Origin of the sequence: Wolbachia endosymbiont (group B) of Lycaena phlaeas (genome assembly GCF_947251875.1) — a bacterium.
Classification (GTDB): Bacteria; Pseudomonadota; Alphaproteobacteria; order Rickettsiales; family Anaplasmataceae; genus Wolbachia.
Genome location: NZ_OX366392.1, coordinates 402,362 through 414,170 on the forward strand (window position 1 = coordinate 402,362; position 11,809 = coordinate 414,170).

Sequence of the window (11,809 nt, forward strand, 5' to 3'; positions counted from 1 at the left end):
GGCATAGAATATAGACATATAATATGAAGGATATATGCTAGTTAAAATAGGTACGAGAGGAAGCGACCTTGCGCTCATCCAAGCTTTGGAAGCAAAACAAAGATTATTAGAGTCTTTTCCTAATCTATCCGTTGAGATCATTAAAATCAAAACTTCTGGTGATAAGTATGTTAATGTAAATCTTGCTGAAATAGGAGGTAAAGGACTGTTCCTCAGGGAGATTGAGGCTGAATTACTCAAAAATAATATAGATATGGCGGTTCATTCGCTAAAAGATGTACCTGCGTTTTTCTCGAAGGACTTAACAATTCCTTGTGTTTTAGAGAGGCTAAGTCCATGTGATGTATTTATTTCTCATAAATATAAGAGCCTAAAAACTTTGCCACAGCAGGCTACAATTGCAACTTCTTCAATAAGAAGAAAAGTTCAGCTGTTAAATCTCAGGCCAGACTTAAATGTAGTGCCACTGCGTGGAAATGTGACAACTAGACTGCAAAATCAGAATTTTGATGGAATGATTTTAGCTGAAGCAGGGCTGATAAGATTAAAAAAATATTACTTAATTACAGAGGTATTGCCACCAAAAGTCATGTTAAGCGCAGTAGGGCAGGGGGCAATTTGCATTCAATGCCGAAAGAATGATATAAAAGTTATCGATCTTTTAGAGAAAATTAATAATAATATGTCTTTTATAAGGGCAAAATCAGAGCGCAGTTTCATGAAGACAGTAAATGGTTCATGCTTTACGCCGCTTGCAGCTTTAGCAGAATATGTGAGTGAAAACATGCTACATCTTTATTGTATGTTAGCGGGCGAGAGAGTTATATACTTTACTGAACGCACTTCGTTTGTAGAAGATGCAGAAAAAATGGGTATGGATGCAGGATTAGAGTTAAAATCAAAATGCTTATAAGCTTACCTAAAGTATGTGGAATCTACCGTTATAATGTTTTAATGTCTAAAATGACTTGGTTAAATGTTGGTGGCCAAGCTGATGTACTATTTAAGCCACGTGACATTGAAGATCTAATGTGCTTGATAAAAGATGCGGAGTTACCAATTAGCGTTATCGGTGCAACATCCAACATAATAGTGCAAGATAGTGGCATTCGAGGAATAACGGTGAAATTAGGTAAGGAATTTGCGTATATTAAATGTAAAGATAATAGCTCCATAGTTGCAGGTGGTGCTGCACTGCTTAGTAACCTTGCATACTTTGCCGGAGAACAGCAAATTAGTGGGCTTGAGTTTCTTGCTGGAATTCCAGGAACAGTTGGCGGTGGGGTAGAGATGAATGCAGGTGCATATGGTAGTGATATTGCGAGTGTTGTAAAATTTATAAGGGCAGTGAATCTAGAAGATGGAAATTTATATGAATTCTCCAGCGAAGAAATGGGATATTTTTATCGTGGACATAGTCTAAAAGGCAGGTGGATTTTTATTGAAGCTGAATTTAAAGGAGTAAGTTCAGAGTATGAGCTTATATTGCAAAGATTGAAAGAAGTTATTGATAAAAAAAATAAAAGTCAACCAGTAAGAGGAAAAACTGCTGGTTGTATATTCAAAAATCCAATAGGCTGCAAGGCATGGAAACTGATTGATGAGTCTGGCTGCCGAGGATTAAGTAACGGTAGAGCTAAAATTTCTAAGAAACATTGTAATTTTCTACTCAATTACAATAATGCAACTGCACTTGACTTAGAAAACCTTGGCAACAGAGTACAAGATGCAGTAAAAGATAAATTTAACATTGAACTTGAGTGGGAGATAAGAGTGTTAGGTAGATAGCTGCTGCTGATTATCTTAACCTAATTCCAAAAATTATTGTATAATATTATTTTGAGGTTTTATTTTCAATGCGCAAACTTGCAATATTCTTTTCTATACTGTTTGCAGTTGTCGCTTACTATTTAAATAATGAAGTGATATTTGAAGTAGCAAAGCTATTTAGTGATATATTCATCAGTTTGTTGAAATTAATCAGTTTACCTTTGGTTTTTCTATCTATCGTATCCACAATTTCAGGGCTTAAAGACTCAATTGAAATTAAAGTATTACTTAAGAAGACGCTGTTTTATACGCTGCTTACAACCATTATAGCTGCATTTGTTGCGCTATCTTTCTATTTATTCATAGATCCAGTAAGAAAAAATTTCATAAGTAACACAATAGAAAGTGTGAGTGACAGCAACCACAATTACTTCTCATACTTAAAATCACTCATTCCATCAAATTTTGTGCAAGTTTTTCTTGAAAATAACGTTATTGGCAGCATATTGATTGCTTTTTTGATGGGTGGAGCTATTATTTCGCTCTCAAAAGAAAAACAGGATATATTACACCAAATATTCTCTGCACTGTTTGATACACTTCTTAAAATTGCTCAAGGGTTGTTAAAGTTTATTCCTCTTGCTGTATGGTCTTTTATCACATGTTTTTTATACGAGTTAAAAGGTGGCAGCGAATTCCATAGTCTTTTTTGGTATTTTGCTTGCATAATGTCTGCAAATTTCGTGCAAGCATTTGTGATTTTGCCACTACTCATGTGGTATAAAGGTATATCACCAATTCAAACGATGAAAGGTGTTATGCCGGCACTCATACTGGCATTTTTTTCTAAATCATCCAGTGCGACACTACCGACAACCATAGACTGTGTGCAAAATCAGCTAAAAGTGCCAAAGAAATTGTCATCTTTTATTCTACCAATATGTACAACTATCAATATGAATGCGTGTGCTGCATTTATTTTAATCACAGTGATGTTTGTTGCGGAGATGAATGGGCACACATTTTCCTTAAGTGAGATGTTCATATGGATTTTCTTAGCTACAGGAGCTGCAATTGGCAACGCTGGAGTGCCGATGGGGTGCTATTTTATGGCAACTAGTTATTTGGTATCAATGAACGTTCCTTTGTACATTATGGGGCTGATTTTACCTATTTATACAATCATTGATATGTTTGAAACTGCAATAAATGTTTGGTCTGATGTCTGTGTAACGCAGATAATTAATAAAGAATGTAAAACTTAGAATGATACTAGACAATCCGATAATAAAAGAGTTTGAAGAGGCTGGTGCGGTTTTGCACGGACATTTTGTACTCTCGTCAGGGCTGCACAGCAACACTTACATACAATGCGCTAAAATTTTTGAAAATCCAAGCAGAGCAATGAAGGTTTGTGAGCTATTGGCAAATAAAATAAGAAAAGAGCTTGTTGAACCCATAGACTTAATACTATCTCCTGCAATTGGTGGAATAATTGTGGGTTATGAGATTGGTAGACAGCTTGGAATCCGAACAATATTTTGCGAACGTGTTAATGGTAAATTTGAATTACGCCGTGGATTTGAGATTAAACAAGGTGAGAAAATCTTACTAATTGAAGATGTGATTACCACAGGTAAATCTTCACTTGAAGCAGTAAAATGTGGAGAAGAGAAGGGAGGTAAAGTTGTTGCTGAAGCTTCTTTGATAAAGAGAAGTAGTGAGACAAAACTACCTTTTTCTGTTATATCTTTGATTGAACTAAACATTCAAAACTATAGCGAGAAAGAACTGCCAAGTGAATTAAAACAATTACCTATAATGAAACCTGGAAGTAGAGAATATTTAACAAAGTAATTCTATATATGGCTCAAGTGGTTCAGTAACTTTTACGTGTTATATTTTTTTCACCAAAGTTAGATATTACAGTTTATTTTCCCTGTATTCGTTCAGCAGAATGGCAAAATAAGATAGACAAATAAAGATATAAAGTAAAACAATAATAGGTGTCATTCCAGCGCGTGACGATGGAATCCAGAAAGGAACAATGGATCCCAGTGTCTGAGCACTGGGATGACAAGGTAGGAAGCACTGGGATGAAACCTTTTTGCTTCAATATTTTGCACAGTAGCCATGCAACTTGACAAATACTTTTCTCTTGATTTAGCTAAGGTTTTTATGAATTTTGCCCATAAAAACCCTGTTATAACTAAAAATACACTAAATCTTGGTTTGCACATGTTTCATTTTTTGCCATAAGAGACAATAATTCTGCACTCTCATTGAAACTATTTGCAGCAGTTTTTAAAACCTCAGATTTTGCTTCTATGAGTTCGCATTCAATCTTGTCTATTCTTGTATCCAAATCCCTATGTGCATTTTCGATTAACTTATTCATTTCATATTCTAGAAATTTGCTTGATTCTTCACTTTGTTCAGTGAGAAAATCACCTATTTTGCTTGTGATCTCAGGTTTGATAAGGCTTTCAATCTTTTCTTCAGTATATTTTTTTACTTCTTCTTCTACCTGAGTTTTTATTTCTGGCTTTAGCAAATCTGCAACTTCTGGTCCTACTTTTTTCACTGCTTTTTCAGCTGCATTTTTTGCTGCTTTTTCAGCATTTGCTTCTACTGACTTTACTGTTTTATCAATTGAAGTCGATATTTTTTTTTCTATTTGATTAGCTTTTTCGGTAGCTATTTTGTTAGCTTTCTCTTCAGCTAAAGTTAGCATTTTTCCTTCTATTTTTTTTACTTCATCTTGAGCTGCTTTTCTAGCTTCTAGTTTTAAATCGTTACCCATTTTAGATATTACTTGTTCTGCTGCTTTTTTTGCTGCTTTATCTATGCCCAACCATTCTCCTAATTTACCACTCACACCATATGCTAAAGTTTCAGAACTCAATTGACCTTCTGAATTTTGTGGCTGGTTCCTGTGTACTTTCCATACTGTATTCTGTGTGTCGTAACTTGGTTGATCGTTCCAATTTTTGTAATTGTATTCTTTCATAATGTACTCCTTAATTTAAAAACTATACTAACATTAATATACAAGTATAAAAATTATATTAATATTAGTATTGCTTTTCAGGGCAGTAGTATAAATTTATAGTACCTTTTGAAAAAATTCATGACTTGACGGCAAAGAGCATTATATTGGTATCATGACTGACTTGGAAAAGATGAGAGAAAAACTGCAAAATCAAATTAATTATCATAATATCTTATATTATCAAAAAAGTAAGCCAGAGATAAGTGATGCTGAATATGATGAACTGAAAAAAAAGTTAGCTGCAATAGAGCCAGAAGCTTATGCAACACAAGATAGTGTTGGTGCTCCGCCTGATGAGAGATTTTCTAAGGTGGAACATCAAGAACCTATGCTTTCTCTTGAGAATGCTTATGATGAACAAGGTGTAGAAAAATTTTTGTCTAAAATAAAGAGATTTTTAATTGCAGATGAAATAGAGATATTATGTGAGCCAAAAATTGATGGATTGTCATTTTCTGCAATTTATGAAGATGGGAAATTTGTTAAAGCTGCAACTCGAGGTGACGGTTTTGTAGGAGAGGATGTAACTCACAATGTTGCAACAATAAAAGGCTTTCCTAAGTTTTTACAAGATGTGCAAGGAAGACTAGAAGTAAGGGGTGAAATATATATCAGTAACAGCGACTTTTTAAAGTTAAATGAAAATAATGAATTCGCTAATCCTCGAAATGCAGCTGCTGGTTCTTTAAAGCAATTGAATGCGAACATTACAGCAAAAAGGCCTCTTAGATATTTTGCTTATTCTTTAATTGGTGGAATAGAGAAAAGTCAAAGTGAGATACTAGAAAAACTTGAGAAACTTGGTTTTTGCGTAAATGAGCATCGTTCCTTAACAAGTAGTTTGAATGGAATGCTAAAGTTCTATAACGAGATCTATGATTGTCGTTATAACTTGGATTATGATATCGATGGGATAGTCTATAAAGTGAATGATTTGGTGCTACAAAGTCGTCTGGGAAGTACACACAGAGCGCCACGCTCAGCGCTTGCATATAAGTTTTCTGCGATTTATGCGAAGACAAAGTTAAATAAAATATTTATACAGGTGGGTAGAACGGGGGTTTTAACTCCAGTTGCAGATTTGGTACCAGTTAATATTGGCGGAGTGCTAGTTAGCAGAGCAAGTCTACATAACCAAGATGAGATAAAACGTAAAGATATAAGAGAAGGAGATGTTGTAACAATTAAAAGAGCTGGAGATGTAATTCCTCAAATTGTCAAAGTAGATGAAGGTTCTCGTCATACAAATATGCCTGAATTTGTTTTTCCTGACATATGTCCTGAATGTGGTAGTAAAGTGCAGATTGAAGGAGTGGCAGTAAGATGTCCTGAAGAATTTAATTGCAAGGCTCAAATAGTAGAAAAACTAAAACATTTTGTGTCAAAAGATGCATTTGACATTGTTGGCCTTGGTGAAAAACAAATAAAGTTTTTTTATGATCTTAGCCTAATAAGACAAATTCCAGACATTTTTATTTTAGAGGAAAGATTAAAAGAGTTTTCCTTAAAAGAGCATCATGGTTGGGGCGAGAAGTCAATAGCTAATCTATTAAGTGCTATACAAAACAGAAGAGTAATCACTCTAGATAGGTTCATATTTTCTTTGGGTATCAGATTTATCGGCCAAGTTGCAGCAGAATTGCTCGCAAATTATTATGTATCTTATGATAACTGGTATAATTCGATGTCATCAAATGATGTTGAGTTGGTAGGTATAGATGGTATAGGAGAAAAAGTAGCTGAATCTTTAAAATCTTTTTTTTCTCAGGAACGTAACATTAAAATGTTAAATGATCTTACTGCATATCTGCAAATTCTTCCCGTGAGCTCCAACTCTAGCGATTCTTTTTTGAATAACAAAATTATAGTGTTTACTGGTAAGCTACGTGCTATGAGCAGAGGGGAGGCAAAAGTAAGAGCTAAAGTTTTAGGGGCAAAGATCAGTTCAAGCCTTTCTACTAAAACTGACTATTTAATTGCAGGAGAAGATCCAGGTTCAAAATATAAAAAAGCAATGGAATTGGGTGTGGAAATTTTAGATGAAGAACAGTGGAACAGATTGTGCTAAACACAACTTAATCTGACGGGAATGAATTAACTGATAGAAGAATTGAAAACTAATATCAGACTCTTATTTAAGGTTCTGTCGCATCTATAAATTGGGTTCTGTCGCATCTATAAATCCTGGTATGTAACATTTGTAGGAAAGTAGAAAAGAAGTGATATGATCATCTAAAAAAAAAGCAAAGATGTTTCGTATTAGTTCAAAATTATTGCCATATTTCAAAGGATTTAGCTTTTCAGCAGAGATAATAATGTTATCTGTATATATGAAATGTAGATTCTCTTTGAGCTATCGAGATTTGGAAGAAATGCTGAGTATAAGGGGAGCAAAAATTGATCATGCTACGTTACAAAGGTGGGTTATCAGATTTGTGCCACTGATAGATGAAGCGGTAAGGAAAAGGAAGAAGCAGGTTGGCAGTAGCTGGAGAATGGACGAGACCTACGTTAAATTAAACGGCAAATGGGTTTATCTATACAGAGCACTATTGGTAATACTGTAGACTTTCTGTTGTGTGCTCGTAGAGACAAGTCTGCGGCACTTGCGTTCTTTCGTAAAGCCTTTAGAGAGAATAACCTTCCTGAGAAAGTAGTAATTGATAAAAGCGGCAGTAATACTGCTGCTCTTGATGATTTGAATACAGAAATTTCTGAAGATTGTAGAATCATGGTTTTTCAAATAAAATATCTAAATAATATTGTCGAACAAGATCATAGATTTATCAAAAAACGAATAAAGCCAATGCTTGGTTTTAAGAGCTTCCACTCCGCAAAGATTACCATTACCGGCATAGAAAATATTCGTATGATTCAAAAAAGACAAATTATCGGGGCTAATGATAATGTTTCTACTTTTGAGAATTTTGCTATGCTAATTGCTCTATAACTCCCATAATCCCAGTTTAACGATCTTCTTGTACCACAATTTATAGATGCGACAGAACCGATCTGACTTCGGTTAGCTATAGCAGCTATAATGTGCTTGCAACAACTAATTCACTACGGCAACTGCACCGTGACAGTGTTTGTATTTTTTTCCAGAGTTACAAGGGCACTTGTCATTTCTTGAAACTTTTGGAAGTCTGCTATTTTTAGTAGAGCGTGACCTATTGCCTATTTCTTGATTGTCTAGCAACTTAAAGTGCGCTAGGCGGTGAATGGTAAGCTCCCTCCACTTTTCAAGCATCGACTCAAACATTAAGAAAGCTTCGCGTTTAAATTCATTCAGTGGGTCTTTTTGCCCCATGGCACGCAAATTTATGCTTTGTCTTAGGCTCTCTAAGACCGAAAGGTGCTCCCTCCATAAATGATCAAGTGTCATGATCATCACTTGTTTCACTATCGTATTCCACAAATCTGTAGTTTGTTGACTATTGAAATATTTTTCTTTCTCAGTAAAAAATTCTTGTATTTTGTCATTTATATAATCCAAGGCTTCTTGTTTATTCAAAAACTCTGCTAGATTAAGCGTTATCCCGTATCTTATGTGGAATTCTTTTGCAATATCTTCAACATAATCTTCGTAATAACCACTTTGTACTATACCTTCTATTATATCCTCATTTACTTCACTATATACTTCAACTAAATCATTGATTTCATTGTTTAAAATATGATTTCTCTGCTTAAAAATAACCTTACGTTGATTGTTAATTACATCATCAAACTTTAGCAAAGACTTCCGCACATCATAATTTCTAACTTCAACTTTCTTCTGTGCTTTCTCAAGTGCTTTATTAATCCATGGGTGATGAATAGCTTCATTGTTCTTTAGTCCCACTTTTTGTAAAAAATTCCTCATTCTATCAGAGCCAAATATTCTCATTAAATCATCTTCAAGTGATAGAAAGAACTTAGAAAGTCCAGGGTCACCCTGACGACCAGAACGGCCACGCAGTTGATCATCTATTCTCCTGCTTTCATGCCTTTCGGTTCCGATAACACATAAGCCACCAGCTTTTATAGCAATTTCCTTATCTTTTTTTACTCTTTCGACTATTTCTTGATATTTTTTTTCTCTTTCATCAGCATTTTTTATTTTCTCGAGCTCTATTTTTGCAATCATTTCAACATTTCCACCAAGCTGAATATCAGTTCCACGTCCTGCCATGTTTGTTGCTATAGTAATGCTGCCTGGTATTCCAGCTTGCGCTATTATGTACGCTTCTTGTTCATGATAACGAGCATTTAGTACTGAATGCTTAAGAGAATAGCTTTGCAAAAGCGCAGAAAGTTTTTCAGAGTTTTCAATACTTACCGTACCAACAAGGACTGGTTGTAGGCGTTTGTGGCATTCTTCTATGAACTTCAATACAGCACTAAATTTTTCTTTTTCTGTGCCATAAATTTCATCGTCAACATCTATTCTTTTAACAGACACATTAGTTGGAATTTTTACTACATTTAATCTATATATATCATGAAACTCCTCTGCCTCTGTTACTGCTGTTCCTGTCATACCAGAAAGTTTGTTGTACATACGAAAGTAGTTCTGAAATGTGACTGATGCTAAAGTTTGACTTTCATGCTGAATTTCAAGATTCTCCTTTGCCTCCAATGCCTGGTGAAGACCATCAGAATATCTCCTACCTTCCATCATGCGCCCAGTAAACTCATCAATAATTACCACCTTACCGTTTTTCACTATATAATCTTTATCAGCAGTAAACAGCTTATGTGCACGAAGTGCTTGATCTATATAATGAGTCAGTATAATATTGCTAGTATCATAGAGCGAGGAATTTTCAGGAATGATGTTATACGATTTTAGTAATTCCTCCACTCGTGAAATGCCATTTTCAGTGAGGAACACTGCTCTACTCTTTTCATCGACTTCATAGTCAGAATCAACTAATTTGATTACTATTTTATTGATATGCTTATATATCTGATTATTTTCCTCAAGTGGGCCAGAAATAATGAGCGGAGTACGCGCTTCATCAATCAGTATAGAGTCTACTTCGTCTACTATCGCGTAATTGAAGCCTCTCTGAACCATATCTTCTTGAGAAAATTTCATATTATCTCGTAGATAATCAAAGGCAAGTTCATTATTTGTTGAGTATACGATATCTGCGCTATAAGCCTTTTTTCTCTCGTCGTCTGTCAAATTATTTGTAATAAATGCAACAGAAACTCCAAGAGAATTATATAATTTACTCATCCACTCTGTATCTCGTTTTGCAAGATAGTCGTTAACAGTTACGATGTGCACACCTTTTCCTTCTAAAGAATTTAGATATGCAGCTAAAGTTGCGACGAGTGTCTTTCCTTCTCCTGTTTTCATTTCTGATATCATGCCATTATGGAGAACCATGCCACCAATTAGCTGAACGTCGAAATGCCTCATGTTAAGGAATCTTCGTGATGCTTCTCGTACAACCGCAAATGCAGGTACGAGAAGGTCATTTAGTGTTTTTCCATTTTTCAGTTCTTGTTTTAATTCCGCAGTTTTACTAGCAAGATCCTCATCAGATAAGCTCTGCATTTCTTGCTCTAGCGCATTAATCTGCTGAGCAATTTTTCTGAAGGATTTTATTATCTTCTTGTTCGTTGATCCAAATATCCTTTTTATAAAAAAAAGTGACAACGTAAAGATGAAGAATATAAGAATAGTTGTTAAAACTAACGTAGAGTCTGGCATAAACTTAGGTAAAGTTTTATTTAATATGAGATTATATTACTAAACGTAACCTGCGGCAATTAGATTCAGAAAATCTTTATTTACAAACTAAGGAAAAGATTCGGTTCTGTCGCATCTATAAATTGTGGTACAAGAAGATCGTTAAACTGGGATTATGGGAGTTATAGAGCAATTAGCATAGCAAAATTCTCAAAAGTAGAAACATTATCATTAGCCCCGATAATTTGTCTTTTTTGAATCATACGAATATTTTCTATGCCGGTAATGGTAATCTTTGCGGAGTGGAAGCTCTTAAAACCAAGCATTGGCTTTATTCGTTTTTTGATAAATCTATGATCTTGTTCGACAATATTATTTAGATATTTTATTTGAAAAACCATGATTCTACAATCTTCAGAAATTTCTGTATTCAAATCATCAAGAGCAGCAGTATTACTGCCGCTTTTATCAATTACTACTTTCTCAGGAAGGTTATTCTCTCTAAAGGCTTTACGAAAGAACGCAAGTGCCGCAGACTTGTCTCTACGAGCACACAACAGAAAGTCTACAGTATTACCAATAGTGCTCTGTATAGATAAACCCATTTGCCGTTTAATTTAACGTAGGTCTCGTCCATTCTCCAGCTACTGCCAACCTGCTTCTTCCTTTTCCTTACCGCTTCATCTATCAGTGGCACAAATCTGATAACCCACCTTTGTAACGTAGCATGATCAATTTTTGCTCCCCTTATACTCAGCATTTCTTCCAAATCTCGATAGCTCAAAGAGAATCTACATTTCATATATACAGATAACATTATTATCTCTGCTGAAAAGCTAAATCCTTTGAAATATGGCAATAATTTTGAACTAATACGAAACATCTTTGCTTTTTTTTTAGATGATCATATCACTTCTTTTCTACTTTCCTACAAATGTTACATACCAGGATTTATAGATGCGACAGAACCACAAAAGATGCAGTATTTTTTTCTGTAAGCTCCAGTAGTTGTTTTAACTCAGTTTTTCTACCAATAAATAATGGAGACATAAAACACAAAATATAAATCTTTGTCTCCATTATACGAGATAAAATTAGAGACGTAAATAAATAAATTTAGATCTTTGTCTCCATCTTGAATTATTGAGAGGGTTTTGTAGCTTATGTTTATGGCAAAACTTTTTTCCTTTAGCTTCATCTACAAATTATTTATACAGATTACCTAAAAACTCAACTTAAGAATTTTAGATAAAAGTCGTTATATTTCAATAAGACCTCCAAAACCAGCTCTTGTTTCACCG

At 34.6% G+C, this 11,809-nt stretch carries 7 protein-coding genes and 2 pseudogenes; 6 read left to right on the plus strand and 3 right to left on the minus strand.

Annotated elements, in window-relative coordinates:
• Positions 1 to 34 precede the first annotated feature (34 nt).
• From hemC to pyrE, 4 genes are all read left to right on the plus strand, one after another.
• Positions 35 to 913 carry a hydroxymethylbilane synthase gene (gene hemC / locus OPR37_RS01850; protein ID WP_213863767.1) on the plus strand — a complete coding sequence of 293 codons (879 nt, stop codon included), beginning with the start codon at positions 35 to 37 and terminating at the stop codon, positions 911 to 913.
• Positions 904 to 1,788 (plus strand): UDP-N-acetylmuramate dehydrogenase, encoded by an 885-nt coding sequence (gene murB, locus OPR37_RS01855; protein WP_213863766.1) that lies wholly within the window; start codon positions 904 to 906, stop codon positions 1,786 to 1,788. The genes hemC and murB overlap by 10 nt, the downstream gene beginning before the upstream one ends.
• Positions 1,789 to 1,856: 68 nt before the next feature.
• Complete coding sequence (locus OPR37_RS01860; RefSeq protein ID WP_264684968.1) at positions 1,857 to 3,035, plus strand: dicarboxylate/amino acid:cation symporter; 1,179 nt, start codon at positions 1,857 to 1,859, stop codon at positions 3,033 to 3,035.
• A 1-nt stretch (position 3,036) separates the two neighbouring features.
• On the plus strand, positions 3,037 to 3,627 hold the full coding sequence (gene pyrE / locus OPR37_RS01865) for an orotate phosphoribosyltransferase (RefSeq protein ID WP_264684969.1): 591 nt from the start codon (positions 3,037 to 3,039) through the stop codon (positions 3,625 to 3,627).
• Between the two features lie 352 nt (positions 3,628 to 3,979).
• On the opposite strand, the gene OPR37_RS01870 is transcribed toward pyrE, so the two are convergent.
• Complete coding sequence (locus OPR37_RS01870; protein WP_264684970.1) at positions 3,980 to 4,780, minus strand: hypothetical protein; 801 nt, start codon at positions 4,778 to 4,780, stop codon at positions 3,980 to 3,982.
• Between the two features lie 154 nt (positions 4,781 to 4,934).
• Here OPR37_RS01870 and ligA point away from each other — a divergent pair, with 154 nt between their 5' ends.
• Complete coding sequence (gene ligA, locus OPR37_RS01875) at positions 4,935 to 6,890, plus strand: NAD-dependent DNA ligase LigA (RefSeq protein ID WP_265016868.1); 1,956 nt, start codon at positions 4,935 to 4,937, stop codon at positions 6,888 to 6,890.
• Between the two features lie 181 nt (positions 6,891 to 7,071).
• Positions 7,072 to 7,772 (plus strand): annotated as a pseudogene (locus OPR37_RS01880) (IS6 family transposase).
• A 105-nt stretch (positions 7,773 to 7,877) separates the two neighbouring features.
• On the opposite strand, the gene secA reads toward OPR37_RS01880, so the two are convergent.
• Complete coding sequence (secA, locus tag OPR37_RS01885) at positions 7,878 to 10,529, minus strand: preprotein translocase subunit SecA (RefSeq protein WP_264376958.1); 2,652 nt, start codon at positions 10,527 to 10,529, stop codon at positions 7,878 to 7,880.
• Positions 10,530 to 10,690: 161 nt separating this feature from the next.
• Positions 10,691 to 11,391: pseudogene (locus tag OPR37_RS01890) on the minus strand (IS6 family transposase).
• Between the last annotated feature and the right edge of the window lie 418 nt (positions 11,392 to 11,809).